We start from the raw sequence: 26,261 nt of genomic DNA on the forward strand, positions 1-26,261 counted from the left end.
GTGGAATGTTTGTTCCGACAGTTGCCCCGGCAACCGACTCATGTCAGTGAGTTGAGCCAAGCACGAAGCAACATGTGCTTGTCGGAAGGGAAGCGGTTAAGAACGTGTTCGCCCCGTTCGAAAATTGCGAATGACTGACGCGGAGAACGAGTCCACTCAAGAACTTGTTTCCCATCGGCGACAGGGACCATCGGATCTGCAGTTCCCTGAAGAAGCAATACGGGGGTGTCTTGTTCAACTCGCTCGGACTTGAGATCAACGGTGCGAAATACTGTCTGAGCGTGTGCAACATCTTCGCCATCGCCACAGAAGGAGGCCAGTTTTAGTCCGTACGTTTTGCCCGTGAAGAGCCCCGACATACTTGCGACGGGGCCGTTGCTACAGACGCCAGAGAACGCTCTGAACCGGTTCTGGAGCTGGAGAACGATCCCCGCTGCCATGCTGTTCCCAACGGCGAAGAGAGGCAGCTCAGGATCTAGGCCTTTCATATGTTCGATGACTGGTCCGTACGCGTCGCTCCAGAACTCGGTCAGGTAAGTGCCATACACAAAACGCGACTCCCCCTGTCCGGGACCGTCGAGAACTATGACATTGAATCCTTCGCTGGCAACCTCGGTTGCGAGCCCGTCCCAGTCCATGCTCCAACCGTCGACACCGCCATGGACTAGCACCGTGCCTCGCGAGGTGGAACTGTCTGCCATGATCTGCCAGGCGTGTAGTGTCCCAACCGGTGTGGAGATCTGTTCGCTGCTGTAGCGCGGATCGAAACTTTTAGCCTCGGAATAGAGCCTGGCCGCCTCGAGATAGGTCTCCCGCTTCCTGGCAGTGTTCCTCACTTCCATCGCCTGGCTGATCCTCAGAAGTGCGGATCGACGCTCAAGGAATTCTTTTGTTAAGGCCGGGCTTAGCATCTCGCGTGACTGCCAAATACTTTGCCGATCGCTTAGGCTACTTTCCATCTCACGGGCGGCCTCTTCCCAGTGGGCTCCTTCCTTAAGCGCCTCTATAAACCGTGTTGCATCACCGGGTTCAATTCCGTACGCCATCAATCGCGTGAAATCAAACTGCCTAAGGCCGGCTTCTTCACGAGGTCCCGCTACCACCGACGATTCACCATCTCCGGGCGAAGTGGTCGGATAGGAAAATTCGTATTCAGTGTATTCCCGCTTTAGCAGGGAGTCCTGGACTTCGACGCTCATATGTCGGCCTCCAACTCTGCCGCCATCTTCTTCATACCTTCGGAAATGATCTGGAGACCGTTATGCCCAAGTGCTCCTCCATCTACTGGGATGTCGACACCCGTAATCCACTCCGAGGCATCAGACATCAGGAAATGCACAACAGGCGCAATGTCTTGGGCAGTTCCAGTCCGCGGCAAGCTGATCAATGACTTGTGGGCTTCTAAGAACACGGGAAGCGTGTCATGCTGCATGGGCGACTCAATGTAACCGGGGAGAACTGTATTGACGCGAATGCCCCGCGGTCCCAGTTCCATAGCTGCGATCCGAGCCAATCCACGAAGCGCCCATTTGCTCACCCCATAGGCAGCTGCGAAGTGCGCCCCTGCCCCCGCGATCGATGAAATATTGACAATCGATCCGCCGTGGGACATCAGCGGCGCAAGTTGCTGGATCCCCAACATTGGGCCAGTGGTGTTGATCGCGAGAAGATTGTTCCAGTCCTCAACGTCGACATTCTCTAGTCGTCCCGCGCTACCGCGAGCTCCGACAATGCCCGCGTTGTTCACGAGGCCAAAGAGAGATCCGTACTCAGCCTCAATATATTTCGCAAGCTCAGCCCACTGATGCGGGTCTGTCACGTCGAGGTCCCGAAAGGTGACACCGTCAGGGAGTACCTCATGAGGTTCCAACACGTCCAACGCCAGCACTTTAGCTCCATGGGAAGAAAGCAGCTTCGCTTCTTCAAACCCTTGCCCGCGCGCCGCACCGGTGATCGCCACAACCTTGCCGTTCAAACTTCCTGCCATCGCTGACTCCCTCATTTGACTAATGAATCAATTTTTGTGGTGTACAGCACTCTAGAGTTGACTGACTACTCAGTCAATACTTTTGGCGATTATTCCAGAAGCTCGAGAATCGAGCTCTCGTCTCAATTTGGTTCAGCAGCCTCACGTCCCAGCGAGGAGGGCCCAGGGGTCCCTCTTCATGGCAGGACCTGGATCAGTTGCGATTCAACCCGTGCCCGCGCGTATCGAGCGCGTGCTTGAAGTGGCTCTCGGCCTCGTCGATCACCCGCGTCGGCGTCGCCGGGTCGAAGACCCTCAGGATCGAGTAGCGGAAGCTGCTCGGGTCGACGTTGCGCAGCTCGACGTTGCCGCCGTGTCCGTTGGTCGCGTAGGTGCTCCAGCGCTGCCGGATGCTCTCTGCGCCGTCGGCCTTTCCGACGTACTGGCGACCGTCTCGGGTATCGGTGATGAGGTAGATGCCCACCACGGATGACAGTGCGGTCCTCCACGAGGCGTACCGGTGCTCGCGCATGACTGCCTGCAACTGAAAATGATCGAGGACGAGCCAGTCGAATCCGGGGAATGGCACCGGCTGTGCGTCGGCGATCTCCAAGACTGGGTAGGCGGCGGCAGTCGGTCCATTGAGTCGCCAGGTGCGTGGGGACCTCCAACCGATCACAAGTCGACCAGTGAGGTCAGCGAGGAGATCGGTGGCAACGAGGTCGAAGGTACGTCGAGCACCGTCGTTAGTCGCTTCGCCTCGGTTCTCCAGTACTGACCAGAGTCTTGCCCGGTCGCCGCCTTCGGGCATGAACACTACCCAGAGCCTGGGCAGGACCGCCGGGAAAATCCGCGGCTTCGCCGACTGCTCGCACGTGTACGCGAGAATCTCCGCGTCGGTCGAATTCGCGTTGATGCCGGGTGCTCCCGAATCCTCGTGCTCGCGCACGAAGGCGTGACGGATCGCCTGAGTCTCGGCAGGTTCGATCCCGGCGCTGCGAAGGACTGCGTCGAGGGTCAGTGTCATCCGAGCGCCAGTCGCCCGAATTGCGAGCGGAAACCTTCAGCATCGTCCCGGATCTCGCTCTCAGGGCTATTCTGGTAGCTGACCATGCGGACGCTGGTCCCCTCCGTGCGGTTGTAGAAGTAGGTCGTGTACTGCGCGTCCCTCGGAGCCGCGCGCAGCTGCACGAACTGCCCCAGAAGCAGGGGCGACTGCGATCCGTCCTTCACCAGGTAGAGTTCCCCGTCGATCATTTCATCCCCGACGAGAAACTCTCGGGTCTTGAACGGGGACCGGGTCCCAACCGCCACCTCTGCCGTCTGGATGCGTCCATCGCGCCGGAGCTTCGAGCTTCCGGCACGCACGAGGAGCAGCTGCGCCCAAACGCTGCCAAGGATCTGCCTGAGTTCGCTGAGGTCCGACACCAGGGACACCACCTGCGCCCGCCACTCCTCGTCCGAGGTGTAGCCGGTGTGGCCAAGCCACCGATTCCGCTTGGTGTTCACCTCGTTGACCTTATTGACGAGTTCTTTCGACACCAATCGCTCAACTCCGGCCTGTCCGAGGCTGGCGAAGGATCGGCGTACACGGGCGATCTCGTCGGCGTCGTTACTCTCGAGCGCTCGGCGAAACTCTTTCGAGACTCGTTCGATAATGATCACCCAAGTCCCGAACGAGGCACGTTCGATGCCCAGATGCTGCTGACGCAACGTCTCTCCGATCGCGGACTCAACCTCCCCGCTGCGCCCCAGGTCTGTGCGGCACGCAGAGAGCAGCACGGTCGCATGAAAAGTCACTATCGCCTCCCATGCATGGATGTAAGCACGCTGCTGTTCCCCGGGTGACGACGCAGTCTCAGCTGTCCAGAGCGCTGATGCAATTGGATACGGCAGCTGGTCCAGCCAGGCACTGAGCGAGTCGTCGAACGCACTGGCGACTCTGCTCACGACCGACTCAGCGCTCTCGGGAGACGCCCAGACGCTCTCTCGCTGGGCATTCAGTTCTGCTTCGAACGAGGAGAGTCGCTCGTCGGCCGACGCGAGCGCGAGCTGCGTGCCGCGATCAGGTAGGGGGACGATGAGCTCGTCCGCCCAGCGCATCAAGGATCGAGGGTCCGATCTCAGCGCATTGAGGAAACTCCCGGTGCTGCTGGCCTCAATTGCCCGCCGGCGACTGGAGACGCCCTGCTCCGAGTTGAGCCAAGCCGTCAAAAAGCTGGGGTCGAGCGTCTCGTCGTCCAGCCGGATCGAGAGGACCCGGCCGCCGGATCCGGTGGCAGAAGTTTCCGTGGCCACCTTTCCCTCTTGACTCGTCGGAACGTACAGCTGCCCGTCTGGATCTACACCGCCTGACGCCTTCACCGGTACAGGCTCGAGTGCGATCAGACTGCTCAGACGACGCGCCTGCCATCCCTTCGCCTCAATGTCTTTGATGAGCTCACGCGAATCGTCTCCGAAGAAGCGGCTCGGGTCGAGATCGATAGTCTCCCGCACGTCGTCGACGACCGACACCCCAATGGCCGGGCCGTACCGGGACTCCAGGAACCGGTCGTCGATTGGTGTGTCGGCGAACGTCGTCGCCCGCCATGACAACCGCTTTCCCTCGTTCGACACACGTTCGAGGCGCGCGTCTCGTCGAGTGAACTGTCCGACGTCGATGCCGCGGTTGCGAGGTCCAGACTTCCCGGTCCTTAGCGCCGTTTCAAGTTCCTGGAAGGCAGTGACCGGCATTGTGCGTCGGCGGCGCTCGGTCGTGAACTCAGTCTGGAGATCAGCGATCACCGCCTTCCCTCGCCCGATGTCTTTCGGCCGGTTGCTGAAAGTGACGAGGTAGAGAGGGATGCCTGTGTTCGGTGCTAACCCGTCCGGGAGGCGGGTCACCGATTCGAGCAGACCAGCCTCGACGATCTTCTGCCTCACAGCACCGCTGGCTCGACTACTGGAGAGTGCACCGGGATTGACCAAAGCAGCTACACGTCCTCCACCCTCGAGGCCGGGACGCAACTTCTCAAGTGCGAGCGAGATAAATAGCCAAGTGCTATCCGAACTAGAGGGAAGCCCGAATGAGTACTCCCCCTCGTTCTGCCTAGCTTTGACCTGAAAGAATGAACTCTTCCAGCTCATAGACCACGGCGGGTCGAGAACCACGAGATCCGCGCGGAAGTCCGGAAACGCGTCATGGCTGAGCGTATCGCCAAGGGCGATTTCTGCTTTAGGGTCCGCTTGGAATCGCCGTTGACTCTCTGCCACCGCGGCGTCGTTGATCTCCTGACCTCTGTAGCACGTCTGCAGACCGGCAGATTGCAGAGCGTTGACGAGAACAGATCCAGCGAACCCGGAACCCGCCGTCGGGTCCCAGATGTTGACGGAGGAAGTAGCTGAGTCGAGACGAGCTAGACAGCCGACCGTGAGGGCACGTGCCAGCGAAAGGCTCGTCGTGTGGACGTCCGTAGCGAAATCGCGCTGGCCACCTTCCAAAAAATCATCTTCGCTGAGGTTTCCCAGCACGTACTCGAGCGCAGGATGGGGAGAGTTCTTCTTCTGTGACATCAGATTCACTCGCTCCCTTCCGGGCGGTAGCCGTCTTCGTCGTCGCGTGCATCATCCATTCGCAACCTGCGCGACTGGTACAGGTACTGCCCGATCAATCTGACGAACTCATCAGCGCGGTCGCTCTCGCCGGTGAGCGCACCGGTGAGTTTGCCGAACGCGCCCTCGTTGAGGACAGCGGCGTCGGTGAGGGTCTCGCGCAGGTCGGGCGAGGCCATGAACTGGTCGAGAGCGTTGTGGTCGATCTGATCAGCAATGCGCGGATCTTCCTCGGCCATGCCGGCCGCGGCGCGGACGAAGCCCTCGATCTGCGGGTCGGCGAACTCGGACCCGAACAGCTCGTTGATCTTCGAGACCACCTCCGACAGCAGCGCCTGCTGCGGATCCTGGTGTGCCACTCGCGTTCCGATACCTGTGATGCCCTGCAAACCGGGCGTCTCCTGATCACCGGACAGCGCGATGTCGGCACTGCCTTGGTCGATCTGTCGGACCCTGCGCATCTCCAAGCCCGACACGTCCACGTCCGCATCGGCCCCGTCGGTCGGCAACAGGCGCACGAGCTGGCGCAGGAACTCGGCGAGCTTCTCCAAATCACTCGTGCCAAAGTCGACGACCTGCGACATGAAGTCATACAGTCTCACGTACGAGCCGCAGTCCTTCCGGAACGTACGCAGCTCGTCGAGCGCTTCACTGTCTTCGCCGATCTGTGCGTCGTTCCACCGGGCGACGAACTCGTCGCGTGCCGGGGTCACGGCCGCGGCCAGTGCGGCATGCGACTGTTTCTTCGCCCACCAGGCCTCTGCATAGCGCTCGACATCGTTCGGCGTGTAGATTCGCGCCTGCGCGAGCTTCGTGGCGAGCTGGTGGACGAGGTTCGGGTCGGTTTCCTTCTCCACATGCGCCTCGAGGTAGTACGTCAAGAACGCCTCAAGGATGTCGTCGGGATCGTTGACGAAGTCGAGGACGAACGTGCGGTCCTTCATCTCCCCCGACGGCGAACGGTACGTGCGGTTCAAGCGAGACAGTGTCTGCACGGCGTGCACGTCCGGTAGCTTCTTATCGACATACATCGCGCACAGCAGCGGCTGGTCGAAGCCGGTCTGGAACTTGTCGGCGACGATCATCAGACGGTACTCAGGACGTCGAAACTCGCGCGCGAGGTCGGACCCGATGCCCGGGTTCATCGAGGCCTCGGTCGCGTCCTCGATGCCGTAGTCCTCGTCGCTCAGCTTGCCGCTGAACGCGACGATCGACTGGTACGCGTACCCTCGCTGTTTGAGGTACTTGTCGGTCTCGATCTTGTACCGCAGCGCAGCCTGGCGAGAGTCCGTGACGACCATCGCCTTCGCGTGCCCCTCCAATAGGTGCGCGACATTGGCACGGAAGTGCTCGACGATGATCTCGACCTTCTGGCCGATATTCGTCGGATGCAGTTTAGCGAACCGCATGATCTTCCGCGTCGCGGTCTTCGGGTCCACGAGCGTGTCATCGTCTGGGCCGATACCCGTGGCGATCCCGGACTGGCCGTGCTGTTCGATCTCGAACGCTGTCTTGTAGGTCTGGTAGCCGCGCAGGACGTCGAGGATGAAGCCCTCCTCGATCGCCTGGCGCATCGGGTACACATCGAACGAGATCGGCTTACCGTCATCACCCGGACGGCCGAAGAGCTGCTTCGTCTTCGCCTTCGGCGTCGCAGTGAACGCTAGCAAGGACACGTTCCTGGCCCCTGCGCGCGCCGCCGTCTCCGAGGCGATCTGGCGTTCCAAATCACTGTCAGCCTCCACGAGCTGGTTGATCACGTCCTGACCGTCGAACTCACCTTCATCATCGGCGACCTCGCCGCCTTCGGTGAGCACCTTCTTCAGCTCAGCTGCCGTCTTGCCCGACTGGGAGGTATGAGCCTCATCGACGATCACCGCGAAGTTCTTCGTGCCCAGCGTCGTCTCCAGCAGGTCTTTGACGAACGGGAAAGTCTGCAGCGTGACGACAATGATCAGCGATGAGCCGGTCAGTGCGTCCAGCAGTGCTCTGGACTTCGAGCCCCCGGACCGGCGGACAGCGGCTGAGTCGATTACTGCGACGCTGCTGCCGGTGTCATCGACCTGCTCAACGGCCTGTTGCAGCTGAGCGTCGAGGACACGGCGGTCGGAGACGATGATGACCTTGTCGAACACCTTGTCGTTCAACCGGTCGTGCAGGCGCGCGAGGCGATGCGCCGTCCACGCGATCGTGTTCGTCTTCCCCGAACCGGCAGAGTGCTCGATGAGATACCTGCGGCCCGGACCCTCGTCGCCGATCGTGTCGACGAGCTTCTTCACCGCACGCCACTGGTGGTAGCGCGGGAACATCAGCGCCGTCGAGCGCTTGATCTTCCCCGTCGCAGGTTCCTCATCGACATCGGTCTTGAGGAACATCTGCGAACCGAGGACGGACAGGAAGTTCTCCCGCTGCAGCACCTCTTCCCACAGGTACGACGTCGCCGGCCCCGAGGGATTGGCAGGGTTGCCTGCGGCACCAGTATCGTCATGGCCGAGGTTGAACGGCAGGAAGTACGTCTTCTCCCCCGCCAGCTTCGTCGTCATGTGCACCTGGTCGTCATCGACAGCGAAGTGCACCAATGCGCGGGTGCCGAACCCCAGCAGCGGCTGGCCAGCCGGGTCGCGGTCTTTCCGGTACTGCGTGACGGCGGTGCGCCATTGCTGTTTGAAGAACGACTTCAATTCACAGGTTGCCACGGGCAGGCCGTTGACGAAGAAGACGAGATCGATCGACCGTTTGTCGCCGCGCTTTGGCGAGAAGTACACCTGCCGAGCCACGCGCAGCCGCACTTTCTCGTAGTGCTCGGTCACGGTCTTGTTCAGCGTCGTCGCTGGCTTGAACTGGCACATCCGGAAATGAGCCGTCGCCCCACGAGTGTGTGAGAACTTCCGACGCAGAGCATTGAGCGTCCCGCCGCCCGAGCTCATCGGGGTGTCCAGCCGTGTGACGAGCGTCGATAGCAGGGCTTCGCGGTCAGCCGGCTCGGTACCCATACCGGGGCGTACGACCTTCGCGTATTCGTCTGGCTGGGTCTCGCTCAGCCACCAGAACACGTCCTCGGGCCAGATCGCTCGCTCTACGTCATAGCCGTCGGCGTGAGGGCTGTAGATCCACCCGTGTTCACAGAGGTATTCGGCGATCTCGGCTTCAAGCGCTTCTTCACGGGTACCGTCTGATGACGCCATTGTCTTCACCCAGCCTTTCGTGCTGTGCGCACATCGAACTGCCCCGTAACCGCCGCGGTAATCAGCGCCGCGCGACGCTCCTTAGCTAGGGCGATGTGCTCTTCGGCCTTGGTGATGAGGGCGTCGATGCGGGAAATCTGCTGCTCTAATCGGGTAGCGATCCGGGTTTGCTCTTCGAGCGGAGGCACCGGGACGGGAAGAGCACGAATAGCCGAGACATTGATTCGGCGGAAGGTTGCCCCGATCATTGCATTCTCGATCGCGTGCCCGACCTCTGCGCTCGTCAATGCGTAACGCAAGAACTTGGGGTCAATGTTTGTTTTGCGGCGAAGTAGGACAGTCTCTTGCCCAATCGCAAAATCGCGAGTTCCGGGCGCAACTTCTGCCACAAGGCCTACTGATACGTTTCGAACGAACAAGAGATCGCCGACACGAGGGGCCCGCCCGGAAGAACGGAGATGATTGTAGAACTCCTCAGTGGTGTAATTGCAGCCGGTGAGGTCGACAGTCGCTCCCTGGCATTCACGAATACTCGCGACTGGATAACGCTCGTCGTCTACGAAGTCAGCGGTGACATGGGCACAATCTATGACGTCGACGACGCGTCTTAGTGGGTTGCGCTCAGCGACAGCGTGCACTACCTCATGGGTCACTAATGAAGACTTGCGCTCTTTCAACAGGCCGATGAACTCTTCCTGCTTCGCCACGAGCTCGTCGATCTGGGTCGTCTCCTGGTCCAAGTAGTCTGCGACGGCGCGCTGTTCGCTGAGGGGTGGTTTCAGATACCAAATGTCTCCAATCTGGCCTGCATTCAGATTGTCTTGCGTCGTGCTCCGCACATCGCGAAGGAGTTCAGGCCTCATTGCCAGCAGTACATAACGAAGGTACTGAGCATTGACGCACCTTGGATCCGGTGTAATCCCAAGCAACGCTTGATTCCACGTTGCTTGAATACCTAACAGAGAGACTTCGCCAACGCTCGCATACATGGCCAATAACAAGGTTCCGGGGTCGCCAACTGGCATGTTTCGAGATTGCATACCGGCATTAGTCAAGGCCTTATTCGTTTCGTTGATACGCTCCCGACCACTCATGTCTGCAATCGCAACAAACGGCGTCCCATCAAGCGCGCCGTAATTTGTCCAGTAGGACGCTTCATTTGTTGACGGCGTCCCGCCCGAAACCAAACGCGCGTCCCACTTAAGGCGGCCCTTCGTTCTATTTTGAGAGTCAATCAGATCCTCGTTCATCCCTCTACCTCGCGAAGCAACCCCAAGATTTCGCCGACAACGCGTTCCAAGTCGGCGTCTATCTCTTCGAGAGGCCGAGGCGGCTCGTATTCGTAGAAGTGACGGGTGAAGGGAATCTCATATCCGGTCTTCGTCTTGTCCCAGTCGATCCACGCATCGGCGATGTACGGCTTCACATCGGCGTCGAAGTACGCCTGTACAGTCTCCTCACACGCCTCATGAGTCTTGGGATGATCTCCCCATCCGAAGGGAACTTTCTCGGTGTCTCGTAGGTCAGGATTCGGCTCGAGTTCGTCCTTGTACTTGCCAGACTGAATGGCGCAGTAGTCGGCAGTTTCATCGTGGACGCCAATCGTCTGCCACAGCTTCTTCCGCTGTGCCGGTGTGAGCCGCACGCCGTGGTCACCGAGGTGGCGGCCGAGCTCCTTCTCGAATTTCTCCCGGTTGAGGTACACCTCGTCGCCGAACGCCTCAAGCGCTTCGGTGAGCCCGTCGACCTTCGCCAGCGTATTCTGCTCGGCCACAGCGCTGATCACCTCGGTCGTGCACTGGAACCGCAGCTGCAAAGGGCGTTCGACCGTGACTGTCCAGTAGGCGAAGTCGCGCTTGTTGAAGGTTTTCACCGGGACCTCAACGTCATCTTCGCTTAGCGTGCCGGCAAACGCACGGACGACGGCTTCCCGGTGTGCTTCGGGGATTTCGTTGCGCTTCGACCCGATCGACTTGCGCAGCTTCGTGCCGAGCTTGGTCGCGTCGATGAGCTGAACCGTGTCCTTGCGGTCTGCTGGCTTCGCGTTCGACAGGATCCACAGGTAGGTCGCGATGCCCGTGTTGTAGAACATGTCGTTGGGCAGTGCCACGATCGCCTCGACGAGGTCGTTCTCGAGCATGTAGCCGCGGATCTCCGACGGACCGGACCCTGCGCCACCGTTGAACAGCGGCGAGCCGTTGAGGACGATGCCGGCTTTGCCTCCGCGGCCCGTCTCGTCGACGTCGCGCATCTTCGAGGCGACGTGGAGGAGGAAGAGCATCGCTGCATCACCAACGGCGGGAAGCCCCGGAGCGAAGCGCCCCTGTCCCCCACGGGCGTGCTCGGCCTTCACTTGCGACTCGACTGCCTTCCAATCAGTGCCGAATGGAGGGTTCGACAGGACGTAGTCGAACTGACGGTCCTCGAAGCGATCGACGGTGAGAGTGTCGCCCTGACGCACGTTGGTCGGATCCTGGCCGGTGATGAGCAGATCTGCCTTGCAGATCGCGTAAGTGCGCTTGTTGATCTCCTGCCCGTACAGCGCCGTCGACGCGTCCGGGCTGAAGCTGCGCAGGTGCTCATCGGCGACGCTGAGCATGCCGCCGGTGCCGACTGTCGGGTCATAGATCGACCGAACCGTGCCACGACCACGAAGAGCATCCGCATCATCGGCATAGAGCAGATCAACCAAGAGGCGAACGACGTCACGAGGCGTGTAGAACTGACCTGCTCCCTCGTTGGCCGACTCGGCGAAGCGGTAGATGAGGTTCTCAAACAGGTCACCCATGTCGGCGTTGGACACTGCATCCGGCGACAGGTCGATACCCTCGAAGTGCTGGGTCACCTGCGAAAGCCGCTCGCGGTTGTCGAGCGTACGGATGATGTTCTCGAAGTCGAAGAATTTGAACACGTCGAGGTTCGTTGAGAACCCGCCGACATAGTCGATGAGGTTCTCCGCGAGGTTGTCGGGGTCCTGAAGCGCCTTTTTCAGCGTATAGCTGCTCGTCGTCCAGAACGACAAGCCCGGGTTGTCGGTCGTTCGGGTCTTCAGCTTCAGGTGCGTGCGCCGCTGCTGCTCCCCCTCGTAACTGGCGACGATCTCCGACATCGCTCCTCGATGCGGCTCCATGACGCATTCGAGTCGACGAAGCACCGTGAAGGGAAGAATGACAGAGCCGTACTCGGATTCGGAGTACGGGCCGCGCAGTGTGTCTGCGACACTCCACACGAAGCCTGACAGAGCTGACACGATCGAGATTTCTCCTGGTAGACGAGACAAAATGGTGAGTTGGCTCGATACTACCGGTGAGGTGTGACGCAACGACGAAATGCCCAGTAATTCCTAGATCAGACAGACATCGGTACCAGGAGCTCAAAGCGCGGAATGGCTAGATGTGGCCGGATCGTCAGCACCCATGGTCACGCGACGGCACCTGGCATCCATGCCCTGATAAGCGCAGTTACCAGAGCCCCAGCCGAACTCTTGGACTGCTGCCCCATGGTCAATGAAGTGACTGTCGATGGACATAGGAGGCTGATAAGGGGGTCATGCCGTTGGAAATGCGGGTGTCCGCGCGTGTAAGGATGTGACCCGGCAGGTGACTACTAGGCGAGATAGTCGCCCTTCATCTACGCCGACACAAACGCGCTGGCCGACGAGCTCGCCGCGCACATCAAGCGATACCCGGATCGCGAGACGGGCGCGACACCGGTGCCCGACGAATACAGTGTGCGGCACGTTCGAGAAAGTTCCACCGACTCGCTTGTAGCATCGACGAGTCACCACCAGATGGGCCGAAAAAGTCGACTAGCGTGAGGAGTCTCCTCGAGGCGAAGGACGCAGCTGCCAGAGCTGCACCCGACGTCTGCCCGTGACACAGCAGGGCTCCCACCGCATGTGCGGTGGGAGCCATTTTCGTTTTGGTTCCAGTGAGTCTCAATGCGTATTTTGCTCGGGCGGGTCAAGGTTTTAGGCGGTGGCGAGCACGTGCTATGTTTGGCTTTACAGGACGCGTGTAAATCACGTCTCCCGTGTCGCCTTCAACCCCGCTCTGCGGGGTTGTCGTGCATCTAAGGCCAGATTCTGTGACGGCCTCGGTTTAGTGCGGGCATGAGCCCAGCAATCATCCGCCGCTTCAATGTGAGAGCTTTGTCGTTCGCTTCAACGACTGCCTTCTCTCGATTCAGGATGTATGTAACGAGATCCGCTGCCTGGATACATCGGTAGTCTTTGGAATCTAGGAACTTGAAGTCGGAGTGGCAGTTCTGCAGCTTACTCGATTTGTAGCCGTAGGTGCCATTCTGTTGGGCCAAGTTCAATTGCTGGCGGTGATCCTCGGCGGTGTGATGTTCATCTGCGTGCAAATGAACAGTAGAACGGAGACGGCCAGCGTGCTCGTCGATCTTCTCAAGCAGATGCGACATTGCTACTTCTCGCGGCGGCCATGGTGTGATGTAGCGCTCGTGAAGTGCTCGGATGTCGATGCCCTCGAAATAGAACGAAGCACCCGATGCCGAAATCGCTTCAAGAGCTCTAACGTAAATGTTGCCTACCATGCGAATTGGAACCTTCTTCCACTTACCCCGTCCCTGCATCATTTCGTAACCGTGAAATTCGGCGGCCGCGTCGACTACCTTGTGGGCATTCGAAAACTCTGCGAGGAGTGAGTCTAAAGCGGTCTCGATAAGCTCTACTTGTCGGTCAGTTGCCAGAAGTGCACCAAGGAAGTAGTACTCGCCGCCCTGTTCTGACTCGTCAATGAATGCCGACAACCGAGGCAGAAGGGTTGGTGCCTCTTGCAGCCCGTGAACCCCTTGGGGAGCATTTTCTGTAGCCGCAGCCTCCTCGGCGAACGAAGCCAGCAGAGCCTCGGAGCTGCTGACAACGCTGGTTAGCGCGAGTACTTCTGCGTCCGTGAACTCTGGTGTTGCGTCACTGGAAGATGGCACCGCTACCTCAAACTAGAAGAACTGTCGGTCGTCAACTGAACTCTAAGCCCTAATTGTCAGCTCTATTTCTCATCCTGGTTTGTGCAACAAGGAGCTCCTGTTGGTGAAAGGTGGGACCAGGGGTAACAAGGTGGAATCGGGTGCAATCCGGCAGTGGTGTTGAGTGAATTTTGTTATACGAACGTTACGGTGACTGCTGTGAAATTTGCGATGCATAATCGAACACATAGCTGAGGACTACGCACCGCTACCTGGAGCTACTGGCAGACAATCCATAACGCGGTCGGTGCCCGCGGCTCTTACCGGGACTGTCCAGTGGTGTTGGTGCGGGCTCGACTCGTGTTCGAGCGGGGTGGTGAAGTGTGGATCGACGGGACAACGACAAAGCTCGGTTTCGATGGTGCGATTTTCGTGCAGCTCAACGACCGACGTCTGAAGACGGCTGGCGTGTGGTTGTCGCCGATTGTTGCGTGGTGGCCGGGGAAGCAATAGCTTCTCGCGAAGCCACCTGCGCGTTGTGATTTCTGCCCCTTTGCATGACACTTCTTCTATGGAGAACGAAGACGGCATCAACCAGGACCAGCCTTCCTGTTTCGTAATTTCCCCTATAGGGTCGAAAGGCTCAACCGTTCGGGAAGACGCCGACACGGTGCTGAAGCATCTCATTCGAAAATCTCTCGAACCCAAATTTCAGGTGATTCGAGGTGACGAAGACACCAACCCTGGATCTATTACTTCGCGAATCGTAGCCTCGATCTTGGAAGCTGATCTTATTGTCGCCGATCTATCAGGGCACAACGCGAATGTCTTCTACGAGGTGGCTATCGCCCACGGTTACCGGAAGGCGATTGTTCACATCGAGCGGGATGGAGAAAAGCCGCCCTTTGACCTTCAGGATATGCGCCTGGTGACCTACGACACGACGAAGCCGGACAGCTTGGACGAAGCTCGAGCGACTCTAGCAAAGTATGCCGAGGCGGCGATGTCGAGACCCAATGACGCTTTAACCCCTCTTTCGCACTCGCAGCAATTCCTTGCGTACTCTAAGAGCGAGAACCCGATTGAAAACAGTATGGCCGTTCTGCTGGGGGAAGTCCGAGAACTGCGATCAGAAATCCGTGGGCCTGGAACGCAGTTCGACCGGAGGGAAACTGTCGAAGCAGATCGACGACAGTTGGCGACGATCTTGTCACGAATTGTAGACCGTGGTGCGATCGAACTCTCTGACCTGCAGGGCGCGATTGATCTTGAAACTAGCCAGAAGTTCGATGATTGGGTGAAGCAACTTGCGCAGGCAACGTCTCGTGGCGGGAACAACGAAGCTGTCGAAAGCGTGGTTTACAGCTCGGGAATACTCGAAACAACGGTCGGAGAGGCCGCGACATGGGCGAAAAATCGTTGATTCAGGGAGACACTATTTGGGAGCTTCTTGGGTCAGAATGCTATGGCATATGCCACGGCTGACCACGATTAATAGGGTGCAGTTCGCGTAAAAGCACGAAGATTCGCCAGTCATTCTCGGGGAGTACGAGCGGGTGACTGTAGACCCTATTCACGAACGAGATCGACCAACATCGAACAGTTCACAACCGTTAACCCACCTTGCCGATCTCTTCATTGTTGGCCCGTGTCGGTAGCCCGATTCCAGGCGATGATACCCGCATCACCTCGCCGTGCCCCGCAGCTTCAAGCATCGCGCAACTACGCACTCCCCCATTAGCCAGTCGAAGTTCTCGCCGTCAACATTTCCAACGATCCGCCAGTCCTCTCATGCTCTATCGGGACACCGTTTCAATTGCTAGAATTGACTTGTACAGCTGAGATCCCATCGGGGCCGTGACAGCGAAGCACGGGGTACTGCTCCCGAATAGGAAGCCGGTCAAACAGCCCAACTACCGAGGCGGGGAACCGGGTCATCGTTGACCCCGAAGGTTCTTCGCCATGGCCGACCCATCAACCAACCACCAATCCCTCACCGACACGAACGAATTTCACGAGTGGCTATCTGCCACTTTGGACGGCATTCCTGCCCCCGGACCGACAGTTGCCAAGCGACTCATCGATGTACTCGATCCGCACGAGTTCGCTCGAGAAGCTCGCCAGTCCGATGCTGCTTAGCTTTTCGCTCCCAACGGCTTCCCCTGAAGAACATCATCACGGAGGAAGTCGCTGGGCGCGACGACTACACGGTTCGGATCGAACCGTCGGCCGGTGTTCCTCGTCGGGCGATTGATCGTGATCTCGAGCAGAATTCGAATCACCTCTCGTCGGTCCATCAGGTCGGCCGCAGCCCAGCGCTCTTCCAGGTCCGAGGCACGTAGCATCCTCTGGAGCGTCGGGGACGTCACCATAGCGACCTCGGATGCGCGGAGCTCGTCGAGCGCCTTCTCGATTCGCTGGTCCTCGGCAGCGTAGGCACGCAAGGAAATAGCCGGAGGAACCTGCGCACGCATCGCTTCCAGCTCGTCCCGTTCGGTTTCCAGATCCGCGATCCTCGCTCCGATGTCCGCCCCATTCGCCTGAGACTCAGAACGCTCACGGTACGCCGATGCGAGGCTGCCGCGGAATCCCGGCGTTGCGAATAGCGCTAGCACGGTCGCGTCGATCATCGCGTCGACCTTCTCTCCCGTGACAGTGACCTTCATGCATCCTTCGTGCCGACACACATAAGCCTTCTTCAGTCCCCTCATGTTGACCGAGGCTTTGAGCCTGGACCCGCACACACCACACTTGGCTATGCCGGTCAGCAGATGCCGAGGCGAAGGTCCCCTTGCCACGGCCACTGTGAGCCTAGAGGGGTCCGACAGGAGCGACTTGAGCCTCAGCCACTCGTCATAGGCGACGATCGGTTCCCACTGGGCCGGGCCGATGTCTTCGCCACGATAGACTCGCCTGCCGGCGATCGTCGGATTGAGAAGAAGCTGTCGAAGTGTTGCTCGCTCCCAGACAGTGACCACATCATCAGGGTTCTCCTGCAACGTTTTCTTCCGCGGCTTGCGAGGGCTGGGAACTCCCCGCTCGTTGAGTTGCTTGCACACTCGCCTGATCGGAACTCCCGCGAGGACGTCTCTGGCGGCATCGACAAGCACCTGCGCCTCGGGAAGCAGGCGTCCGTTTTCGTCGTAGGGGGTCTGCTCAAGGAGGACCCCGTTGGTCGAATCGTAGATGCGGCGGTATCCATACGGGAGCCTGCCATGGGGTGTCCCGCGTCGAGCGTTGATCGTCACGGAATCGATATTCCGTTTCTTCGTTCGTCGACCTTCGCTGTCGGCCATGACAAACATGAACTGAAGCTGAATGCGGTCCGCATCATCGGATGGATCGTAGCGCTTGCCATCGACCACCAGATCGACGTGATTGTCCTCCGCGGCGTCCAGGAGGCTCATCGATTCGGCTGCGTCGCGCGTCGATCGCGACACTTCCCAGAGAATCAGTACGTCAATCTCCTGGCGTTCGATCAAACCGCGAACCTTCTTGAAGCCAGGACGTTCCTTCGAGCCCCTCGTCGCCCCCATATTGGGATCCCTGATGGGTTCCAGGAGCTCAATGTCTTCCCCGGAGGCCCAGAGCTCACCGCGTTCGATCTGCTTCTGGACGCTAGTGCCAGTATGGTTCACGTCCCGTGACGCGCGACCGTAGATCACTCCCCGTTCCGTCATCTCACCATTATATCTTTACACATCCTGTATTATCTACTGGCCGGGGCGAACATCTCCTCGGCGTTCGTCGTTCCCACGGTCGCAGTCAGCCTCGACGTCGTCGTCCACCTGCGCAGAGATCCGTCCGGGGTACGCCGGGTCGATGAGATCTGCGCGGTGCCCGGCGGAGTCGAAGGCGACGTCGTCGAACTCGACACGATCTTCCATTCGCCCCGCGGACAGCTCATCCGCGGTCAGGGGTTCGGCCACCTCGGCGAGCGATTTGCGGCCATCGGCCGCGATCTTCACTCCATTCTGGAGGCGGCATGAGCTATTCGCAGTTCGCTCTGCTCAGCGGTGCCTGCCTCGGGGCGGGACTCTTCCTCATCTGGACGTCGCTGTGGCAGCGACCGCAGAGCAAGCGGACTCAGTCGCGGTGGGTGCGCGAACTCGATGACATGCTCACCGGTGCCGGATTCCCCAGGCTGCGTCCGGCCCATCTGCTGCTCATCTCGGTCGCGGCGTTCTGTATTGTGACCGTCGTATCGACAGTGCTCACCGGATCGTGGGCGATCGCGCTGTGCTTCGGCCTCTTCGCCTCCTGGCTGCCGCACCGGGCATTGCAGCATCGGGCGCGCAGCAGACAGGTGATGCGGCGTGAGCTGTGGCCCGAAACCCTCGACCATCTCAATTCCGGAGTCCGCGCGGGACTGTCTCTGCCCGAAGCGCTGAGTTCTCTGGCCCATCGCGGACCCGAACCGCTGCGGCCGCTGTTCGAAGTCTTCGCCGAGGAATATCGGGCCAGCGGCTCATTCGCCTTGGCGTTGGAGCGATTCAGACAGGTCAGCGCCGACCCGGTGGCCGACCGCATCGTCGTCGCACTCAGCGTCACTCGGCAGGTCGGCGGCAGCGACTTGGGCACCATGCTGCGGGCCTTGGCACAGTTCGTCCGTGATGATGCCCGCACCCGCAACGAGCTCTCCGCCCGGCAGCAGTGGACGGTCAACGGTGCCCGACTGGCCGTCGCAGCACCGTGGGTGGTCCTCGCATTCCTGTCGACTCGACCCGAAACGGCGGTGGCGTACAACTCGCGGACCGGGCTGATCCTCCTGGCGGCGGGCTTCGTCGTCTCTCTGCTGGCGTATCAGGCGATGAAGCGCATCGGTCGACTCCCGGCCGAACCCCGGGTCATCGAGGGGTCCTCGCTCAGCGCCGCCCACCGACGTTTCGCAGACAACGCCGGCATGAGCAGCGGATTCACCGCCGACAGCGACGACTCCGCGGACGGACGGGCGGCATGAGTCTCCTCGGCGAGCCTCTGTCGATCCTGGCCCTCGGACTCTTCAACGGCTTCGCTCTGTGTGTCTTCGTCCTCTCCCTTCCGCCGCTGCGCAGGCCGACGCTGTCCTCACGGATCGCACCCTATCTGCGGGATCAGGAATCCTTGGTCGACATCTACGCTCCGCCGACCCCGCGCGCCGACGGTTTCTGGGGGCTGGCGAAGTCATGGCTGGTCAGCTCGACCCTGTGGGTGACGTCGCGCATCACCACGGATGCGACTCTGCGGCTGCGCATCGACCGCCTCGGCGGCAACGCCACGATCGAACGGTTCCGCATCAGCCAGGTGCTGAGCATCCTCGTCGGGATGATCGTCGCCGGCGGTCTGGCCGGTGCGCTGTCGGCACAACGCGGCTTCTCCCCCATCGTCACCGTCGTCCTTATCATCAGCGGAGGCGTCGCCGGGCACGTCTTCAACGATTGGCGACTCAGCCAAGCCATCGCCCGCCACGAATCCCGCGTGCTCGCCGAATTCCCCACCGTCGCCGAACTCCTCGCATTGTCCATCACCGCAGGTGAGGGAATCGTGGAGGCCCTCGAACGAGTGTGCCGCACCTGCTCCGGCGACCTCATCGACGAACTCCGCGCGGCCCTGGCCGCCACCCGCACCGGCACACCGTTGGTCGAAGCGCTCGACACGATGGCCACGCGCATCGCCATCCCGGAGATCGTCCAATTCGTCGACGGCCTCGCCGTGTCGATGGCCCGCGGCACACCGCTGGCCGAAGTGCTCCGCTCCCAAGCCGCTGATGTGCGCGAACAGTCCCGACGGCGGTTGCTCGAACTGTCCGGTCGCAAAGAGATCGGGATGCTCGTACCGGTCGTCGTATTCGTGCTTCCCGTCACCGTGATCTTCGCCGTCTTCCCGTCCCTGACCGTCCTCGACCTCAGTCCATAACGTCCACGCCACGCACCACCGACCATTCCCCGCACCCACAGCCAGTCCCGCACCACCGACCACGCGGATCGACACCTCGACCTCGCCGATGAAGGAGACACGATGTTCCGCCAGTTCACCTACCGCCTCGTCCCGTTCATGCTCGGGCTCATCCCCGGTCCCCCTCCACGAGGGGGAACCACCATCCCCGAGGCGGCCGAGACCGACATCGACGCGAACCATGTCGACCGACCCGATCGCGGGGACGTTCCCGGCTGGGTCCTCATCACTCTCATGACCGCAGGGTTGGTGGTTGCACTGTGGGCGCTGGCCGGCGAAGCCTTCACCTCGATGTTCCAAGACGCGATGAACAAGGTCCGCGGGGCCGGGTGACCAGGCGGTGACCACAGACGACGAGACGGAACCGGGCGGCCGGAGGAGGGCTGACTCGGTGACGGCGGCAGGCGAGCGCAGCGATTCGGGATCCGCCGTCGCCGAGTTCGCCCTCATCGCCTCGCTGCTGGCCCTCATCCTGGCCGGAGCCCTGCAGATCGGTCTCGTCATCCATGTCCGCAACACGGTCATCGATTCCGCCATCGCCGGGGCGAGGCAGGCGAGCCTGGCCGATCAGACTCCGAGCGACGGGCAGAAGCTCACCCGCGACCTCATCCGCGTGTCCGTGGGCGAGCGCTACGCCCAGAAGGTCACCGTCTCGACGTCGCAGCGCGGTGCCGTCGAGATCGTCGAGGTGCGGGTGACGACTCCACTCCCGGTTCTCGGGCTGTGGGGCCCCGCCGAGGTCTGGGACCTGCGCGGTCGATCCATCGTCGAGGACATCGACCGTGACTGAACCCGAGGTCGGCCGGGAGGTTGCGGCCGAATCAGCAGATGAGGGAACGGCGGTCATCGAGTTCATCTTCGCCTCCATCGTCCTGCTCATCCCGGTCATCTACCTCATGCTCACCCTCTCTCAGCTGCAGGCGGCCAGCTATGCGACCACCTCGGCGGCGATGTCGGCCTCACGCATCGCCGCTCGCGACGCGAACCCCTCGGAGGCTCGAGCCCGCGCGGTCGCCGACATGCATTTCGCGGATTTCGGGCTGCGGGATGCGCCGACTTCCATCACCTACTCGTGCACCGGGCCCTGTGGACAGGCCGGGTCCCTCATCACCGCACGAGTCGTGACGAAAGTGTCGCTGCCAGGGTTCCCGCTCCTCTTCGGCTCCGACCGTTCACCGCACATCACCTTGCGTGCAAACCACACCGACGTCGTCGCCACAGGAAGCCAGTGATATGTCGGCCACGGGAGAGCACGGCTCGAAGCGGCGTGGGAATCCGACACGCGGTCAAGAGCCGGATCATGATTCGGATGCCGGGTCCATCACGCCGCTGGCCATCGGCTTCGTCGTCATCGCCTTGCTGCTGGCCCTCCTCATCGCGGCCCTGACCGACCTGCACATGGCCCGCCGAGAGCTGCAGGGGCTGGCCGACTCTGCGGCGCTGGCTGCCTCCGACTCATTCGAACCGGCTCCCGGCGACGATCCCGGTCTCGTATTCTCACCTCCAGCGGCCAAACGAGCCGCCGGACGGTACCTCGATGCGGTGCCGACTCCGAAGGACATGGGCAATCTGCGGTTGAGTGCCGATGCCGATGGGGCGCATTCGGTACGCATCCGCATCGAGGCCCGCTATTCTCCGGCGCTGCTCTCACCGTTCGTCCCCGGCCTCATCGACCTCCACGCCACCGCTTATGCCCGGGGCGCCCTGCGCCTCGACTGATCGCGGCCCGTCGTCGTCACTTCGCCTCCGATTCCTGTGGATTCCGGGCCCACTCACACGCCTTGAAGCTGTGGATGCCCACACCGTTTCCACAGGGTGTTTTCTCGCTCTTGCCCGAACCGTGCGATCGCGGTGAGTCTGTGGGCATGAGAACTCTGGGGCTCATCCACCGCATTGAGACGAACGGAGCCGTCACGAGCATGAGCATCGAGGCCGAATCAGCCCAACCGGCCGTCGACGTCTTCCGGTCTGCCCTCGGACCCGAGTTGACGCATCAGGACCTCATCACCGGCAACCGGCTCGAGAACCGCAGCATCGAGTCGATCAGCTGGGGTCACTGGCAGCGACTCAATCCGATCACCGTTGTCGGGGCGAACTCTCTGCGCAATGCCGACACCTGCGCCGACTCCGCACGGACGAGCGTATCCGTCCTGGCAGGACCCGACTCCGGCTTCGCTCTGAGCCTCGACCCTCGGCGAGCCCGCCTGTCTCGGCTGTCCCACACCGATTGCCTGACCGTCATCGACCCCAGCATCTCCCGCACCCCGCAGCCGCTGCGACTCGATGCCACAGGAGATCAGCCCGCAATCCGTCTGGGAACGACTGTGCTCGCACCGGGCACAGCAGATGGTTCGTCGGCCGGCTCTTCTTCCTCGGCTGCCCGTTCGGCTCCGCCGATCCGGTCCCCACCGCTGCACCACAGCAACGACATCCACATCGCCCCGAAGACGATCGACGATCCTCGCCCGGCCAGACCCCCACAGTGGTGGACGTTCCTCATCCCCGTCGGCATCGGCGTGGTGCTGGCCGTTGCCACCGGAATGTGGTGGTTCCTCCTCTTCAGCGTCTCGGCCCCGCTCTCCGGGTGGGTCGCCTACCTGGTGGAGAAGAAGCGCTTCACTCGCGACAGCGCACAATGCCGACTCGACCGTGACGAAGCGGTGGCCGAAGCACGAGCCAGGCTGCGCCGCCTCGAGGCAGCGCAGCGACACAGGATCTTCTCCTCCCCCGGTCTGTGTCTGGGTTTCGGGACGGTCTTCAGCGACCTCACCATCGACGAACAGCTGCAGGACGGAACCGACCACGTCGACGGTCGAGTCGCCTGCGCCGATATGCCGATCCGCATCGATCCGCGCACAACGACGGTCACCGTCAGCGGGACGCCGACAGTCCTGCGCACCATGGCCTTCGCCTGGCTGGCCGACCGGCGATTCAGATGGCGGCCGGATTCCGAACTCGCACTGCTGCCGGAGCTGGCAGGCACCGAGTTCTCCGGCGACTGCGCATCGACCAAGGTCCGGTCCGGTACCCGCGCAGACACCAACATGGACGATCCCATCGCGATCACCCTCGACGAGGATGTCGACCCTGCCGTTCTCACGCTCACCGCCCCGCATGCCGGCTCTGCCGTCTCGATGACGGTGGGCAGCCTCGCGCAGGCTCGCACCGACTCCTCGACGGCGCCCGGCGGCCCGGTGCCCGGACGGAGATTCATCGCCACGCTCATGCCGGCCGCCCGATTCGTCACCCTGCACTGTGGCCGCTCTGCCGATACCGGCCTCCGCGCCTGGCCCGACCACGGACTCGGCGAACTCTGCGACGACGCGCCCGAATCCATTCGGAAACGGTGGCGGTCTCCGGCCGCGGGGCCGGTGCCGATCGGTCGCGGAACCGACAGTGAGACCGGCATCGATCTGTTCTCCGACGGTCCCCACGCTCTCGTCGCCGGCACCACGGGCAGCGGGAAATCCCTGCTCCTGCAGACATGGCTGCTGTCGATGGCCTTGGCACAGCCGCCTCGGCGACTGCGCTTCGTCCTCATCGATTTCAAGGGCGGGGCGACGTTCTCACCGCTGCAGGAGCTGCCGCACACCGACAGTGTGCTCGACGATTTCGACTCCGGTCTGGCATTTCGCGCTCTCGTCTCGGTGCGCGCCGAGATCACCCATCGGGAGCGGCTGCTGGCCGATCATGGGTGCGCCGATGTCGCCGATCTCGCTGCTCCTCCCCCACGTCTCGTCGTTGTCATCGACGAGTTCCATGCACTCATGGCGACTCATCCGCGAGCCGCTGACCTGCTCGAACACCTCACCGCCCTGGGCAGGTCCCTCGGCGTTCATCTCATTCTCGCCACACAGCGCCCCATGGGCGTCGTGACCGGGCAGATGAAGGCGAACATCAACGTCCGCGTGTGCCTGCGAGTGCGCGATGAGACCGATTCCTTCGACGTGATCGGCACGGAGGCGGGCGCGTTCCTGCCCGCGGACAAACCCGGTGCCGCCTGCCTGGACTCCGGGATCAGCGTCACCCGGTTCCGCGTGGCGGTGCCGTTCGGACATGACACCCACGCCGAGGCGGTCCTCCGACCCCGTATTCGCTCCTGGGGTCGGGGACCGGTTCCGTCCCTGGCCGGCGGGGTCGTCGGCGTCGACGTCGACAACATCGTCACAGCGGCCGGGGACAGTGACGATCCCGGGGAACCGTCGGTTCAGCGGCAGGTGGTGCTACCGCCGCTGCCCGAACCGGAAGAGGTGGCAGCCCGGGCAGGTGACGTATCGTCGCGGGCTTCTCGAGCGCTGGCCGCGGACTTCGATGAACCGGGGGCGGCAGGCGGTGAACCGTTCGCAGGGGTCACGGGAATCGTCGATGTTCCCAGTCACCAGCGGCAGGAGATGTGGACATTCGACCCGGATGTGGACGGCTCCTCAATCCTCACGGGCGGCAGCCCGGACACCGTGGAATCCGTGATCGCGACCATGGCACGAGCGGCCGCCCCCACCCGACGGATCATCGCGATCGGCAGGATCGCCGCAGCCCTCGACTGGGCCGAGATCAGCTGCGGCATGAGCTCAGGCTGGCAGATTCAGGCGGTTCTCGACCATCTCGCGGCCAGCGGGGGTCCGGCCAGGAACCCCCGAGACGGCACCGGCACCGAAACCCCGACGAGTTCGGGGCCGAGTCGACAGCCGCCGAGCCTGCTCGTGTGCAGCAATTGGGCCGAATTCGTCGACTCGCTCGACCACTGTTGGGCCGAACGCACCGAACGTCTCCTCGGGCATGGTCCCGGATCAGATCTCGTCTTCCTGCTTGCCGGGTGCCGGAACATGACGAGCAGAAGTTCGCGGTTCGCCACTCAGATCATCTTCCCTCCCGAGGCCGGGGAAGACGGGACGAGCGTCGGGCTCAGCCGCCAGCGATTCGCCGGCAGCTGGCCGGATCTGCGCGCCGTCATCCGCGGCCCGTGCGCACGGGCCGCCGGCGAGGACGGCGCCGATGTGCAATTCGCGCCCGCTGTCGCGGCACGATTCGATTCGTCGATGTCCGAGGCGGGTACGAGCATCCTCGGCGGACCACCCGGCATTCCGGAGTCCCGAAAGGGATTCGCTCCACGCTGGCGGGGCCTTGACCGTCCTACGGTCGCGTCTGAGGAATCGTTCGGCACCATCCCGGGCTGCATCCCCATCGGTGTCGACGCTTTCGGCGACTCCGTCATGTGGGATCCCCGGCGGGACGGTTCGGTGCTCACGGTTCGCGGCTCTCCGCAGAGCGGCAAGACCGGATTCGCGACCTACCTGGGCAGCCTCGGCGTGGTCGATGTCCACGATGATGCCCATCTGGAGTCGGACCCGCTCGACTGGGATCTGCTCGACGGACACGACCATGTGCTCACCGCGCCGACACGGTTCACTCCCGGATATGGTTCCCCGCTGGCCAAGGCTCAGAATCTCGGGCCGCTGCTCGTGCTCGGCGTACACACCGGGCAGGATCTCACCGGGCTCGGGGTGCTGCGACGGGCCCCGCTCGATGGGCTGGCTGGGACGGGCTGGTTCGTCACCGAGGATCAGGCCCGCCCCGTCCGCGTCTTCAGCCCCACGGGAGTCGCACCTGATTCAGCTCACGTCGGAAGGAGGTCCTGAGAGAGTCTCGTAACGGTAGAGCTCGGTCGCGGTTCCCGCTTCGAGCAGCCGGTCGGCGAGAGCGGAGATCACGGGCATTCCGCTCGTGACTTCGATGACGACATCGGCATCGACCGACAGCCGGGCCAGCAGGAGTTCGGCATCGGCGACGGCCGCGGCGAAGTCCTCGCCCGTCGTGTCGGCGGCATCGTCGCGGGTCTCGAACATCGACCCGAGGATGAGCTCGGTCGGCGGCTCCTCGTCGACCTGATCGACGACAGCGGGCCCGTCACCGGGTCCGTCTCCGGCACCTGGTTCACCGGCCGAGGGCAGAACACCGGCTGTCTCATCGGCTTCCCTCGCATACGACACGGCGAAGGCACTCAGCCCACCCGCCTCGGCGGTTCCGGCCGCGCCGTTCAGCAGAGCAGCACCGTGGGCACCGGCCGCCTCGGAGAGGAACGCGTTGTTCACCTGTCCAATGGTCAGTGGGCCGACGGCATCGTCGCGGTTGACTGCGGTGTACCAGTTGAGGAACGCCTTCGTCAGCTTCACCGAACCGGTGGCGACGATCTCGAGGTCCTCGGCCCGACCGCCTCCTGCCGGGGGCAGAGCCCCGGCGGGCACCTTGATCACGCGAGTCGTCGTCAGCGGGGTGAAGCCGAGTGCCTGCGCGAAGCCCTCGCCCGGGCTGCCGGCGTGCACACGGGCGCGCAGATCGAGGCCTTCGAGCGCGGTTCCCCGCGTCTCGGCACACACCGCTTCGAAGAGCTCACGCCCCTGACCATGGCCCTGTTCCTCGGCTGCAACCTCCACATGGACCCACGCCCGGTAGGGGTGAAGCGGGGATTCGGCGATCGCGGCGGCTCCGACGGGAACGTCGGGAACCACCTCGGCGATGACGGAGCGGATCAGCGGCGAGTCCGAGGACGGACGGAACAGGGACCTGGCCATATGACCGGCCGGGGTGGTCGCGTCGGCGAACACCTCATTCAGGCGCAGATCGTCACCGTCGGTCAGCTCTCGAATCGGCATGTGCTC

At 62.0% G+C, this 26,261-nt stretch carries 19 protein-coding genes; 8 read left to right on the plus strand and 11 right to left on the minus strand.

The features are described 5' to 3' along the window. Positions 1 to 38: 38 nt before the first annotated feature. From HF684_RS13510 to HF684_RS13545, 8 genes are all read right to left on the minus strand, one after another. Entirely contained in the window at positions 39 to 1,199 is a 1,161-nt protein-coding gene (locus tag HF684_RS13510) for an alpha/beta hydrolase (protein ID WP_169252875.1), read from the minus strand. Further along, positions 1,196 to 1,987 carry an SDR family oxidoreductase gene (locus HF684_RS13515; RefSeq protein ID WP_169252876.1) on the minus strand — a complete coding sequence of 264 codons (792 nt, stop codon included), beginning with the start codon at positions 1,985 to 1,987 and terminating at the stop codon, positions 1,196 to 1,198. The genes HF684_RS13510 and HF684_RS13515 overlap by 4 nt, the downstream gene beginning before the upstream one ends. A gap of 193 nt (positions 1,988 to 2,180) precedes the next feature. Next, entirely contained in the window at positions 2,181 to 2,993 is an 813-nt protein-coding gene (locus tag HF684_RS13520; RefSeq protein ID WP_169252877.1) for a GIY-YIG nuclease family protein, read from the minus strand. Next, a complete protein-coding gene (locus tag HF684_RS13525) occupies positions 2,990 to 5,518 on the minus strand; it encodes an N-6 DNA methylase (protein ID WP_169252878.1) in 2,529 nt (842 codons plus the stop codon). Before HF684_RS13525 ends, HF684_RS13520 begins: the two co-directional genes overlap by 4 nt. Positions 5,519 to 5,523: 5 nt before the next feature. After that, positions 5,524 to 8,742, minus strand: a complete 3,219-nt coding sequence (locus HF684_RS13530; protein WP_169252879.1) for a DEAD/DEAH box helicase family protein — start codon at positions 8,740 to 8,742, stop codon at positions 5,524 to 5,526. 5 nt (positions 8,743 to 8,747) lie between these two features. Then, positions 8,748 to 9,992: a restriction endonuclease subunit S gene (locus HF684_RS13535; RefSeq protein ID WP_169252880.1), complete on the minus strand. Its 1,245-nt coding sequence runs from the start codon at positions 9,990 to 9,992 to the stop codon at positions 8,748 to 8,750. Further along, entirely contained in the window at positions 9,989 to 12,064 is a 2,076-nt protein-coding gene (locus HF684_RS13540) for a class I SAM-dependent DNA methyltransferase (protein ID WP_248278945.1), read from the minus strand. Before HF684_RS13540 ends, HF684_RS13535 begins: the two co-directional genes overlap by 4 nt. A 749-nt stretch (positions 12,065 to 12,813) precedes the next feature. Beyond that, a complete protein-coding gene (locus tag HF684_RS13545; RefSeq protein WP_169252881.1) occupies positions 12,814 to 13,692 on the minus strand; it encodes a DUF3800 domain-containing protein in 879 nt (292 codons plus the stop codon). A gap of 550 nt (positions 13,693 to 14,242) precedes the next feature. Here HF684_RS13545 and HF684_RS13550 point away from each other — a divergent pair. After that, positions 14,243 to 15,094: a hypothetical protein gene (locus HF684_RS13550; RefSeq protein ID WP_169252882.1), complete on the plus strand. Its 852-nt coding sequence runs from the start codon at positions 14,243 to 14,245 to the stop codon at positions 15,092 to 15,094. A gap of 712 nt (positions 15,095 to 15,806) precedes the next feature. On the opposite strand, the gene HF684_RS13555 is transcribed toward HF684_RS13550, so the two are convergent. Then, entirely contained in the window at positions 15,807 to 17,351 is a 1,545-nt protein-coding gene (locus HF684_RS13555) for a recombinase family protein (protein WP_169252883.1), read from the minus strand. A gap of 33 nt (positions 17,352 to 17,384) precedes the next feature. Then, complete coding sequence (locus HF684_RS13560; RefSeq protein WP_169252884.1) at positions 17,385 to 17,639, minus strand: hypothetical protein; 255 nt, start codon at positions 17,637 to 17,639, stop codon at positions 17,385 to 17,387. 17 nt (positions 17,640 to 17,656) lie between these two features. On the opposite strand from HF684_RS13560, the gene HF684_RS13565 reads away from it, so the two are divergent. The 7 genes from HF684_RS13565 to HF684_RS13595 all read left to right on the plus strand — a co-directional run bounded on the left by HF684_RS13565 (position 17,657) and on the right by HF684_RS13595 (position 25,241). Further along, complete coding sequence (locus tag HF684_RS13565; protein ID WP_169252885.1) at positions 17,657 to 18,631, plus strand: type II secretion system F family protein; 975 nt, start codon at positions 17,657 to 17,659, stop codon at positions 18,629 to 18,631. Continuing rightward, positions 18,628 to 19,566: a type II secretion system F family protein gene (locus HF684_RS13570; RefSeq protein ID WP_169252886.1), complete on the plus strand. Its 939-nt coding sequence runs from the start codon at positions 18,628 to 18,630 to the stop codon at positions 19,564 to 19,566. Before HF684_RS13565 ends, HF684_RS13570 begins: the two co-directional genes overlap by 4 nt. Positions 19,567 to 19,749: 183 nt before the next feature. After that, positions 19,750 to 19,938, plus strand: coding sequence for a hypothetical protein (locus HF684_RS13575; protein ID WP_169253930.1), 189 nt, complete (start codon positions 19,750 to 19,752; stop codon positions 19,936 to 19,938). A gap of 58 nt (positions 19,939 to 19,996) precedes the next feature. Next, positions 19,997 to 20,395 carry a TadE/TadG family type IV pilus assembly protein gene (locus HF684_RS13580; protein WP_169252887.1) on the plus strand — a complete coding sequence of 133 codons (399 nt, stop codon included), beginning with the start codon at positions 19,997 to 19,999 and terminating at the stop codon, positions 20,393 to 20,395. Continuing rightward, the gene (locus HF684_RS13585; RefSeq protein WP_169252888.1) at positions 20,388 to 20,837 is read left to right on the plus strand and encodes a hypothetical protein; all 450 of its coding nucleotides are present in this window, start codon (positions 20,388 to 20,390) and stop codon (positions 20,835 to 20,837) included. The genes HF684_RS13580 and HF684_RS13585 overlap by 8 nt, the downstream gene beginning before the upstream one ends. A gap of 1 nt (position 20,838) precedes the next feature. Then, positions 20,839 to 21,324 carry a pilus assembly protein TadG-related protein gene (locus HF684_RS13590; RefSeq protein ID WP_169252889.1) on the plus strand — a complete coding sequence of 162 codons (486 nt, stop codon included), beginning with the start codon at positions 20,839 to 20,841 and terminating at the stop codon, positions 21,322 to 21,324. Positions 21,325 to 21,470: 146 nt separating this feature from the next. After that, positions 21,471 to 25,241, plus strand: a complete 3,771-nt coding sequence (locus HF684_RS13595; protein WP_169252890.1) for an FtsK/SpoIIIE domain-containing protein — start codon at positions 21,471 to 21,473, stop codon at positions 25,239 to 25,241. Here HF684_RS13595 and HF684_RS13600 read toward each other — a convergent pair. Further along, positions 25,215 to 26,255, minus strand: a complete 1,041-nt coding sequence (locus tag HF684_RS13600) for a GNAT family N-acetyltransferase (protein ID WP_169252891.1) — start codon at positions 26,253 to 26,255, stop codon at positions 25,215 to 25,217. The genes HF684_RS13595 and HF684_RS13600 overlap by 27 nt on opposite strands. Between the last annotated feature and the right edge of the window lie 6 nt (positions 26,256 to 26,261).

The sequence above is a fragment of the Brevibacterium sp. 'Marine' genome (assembly GCF_012844365.1).
GTDB lineage: Bacteria > Actinomycetota > Actinomycetes > Actinomycetales > Brevibacteriaceae > Brevibacterium.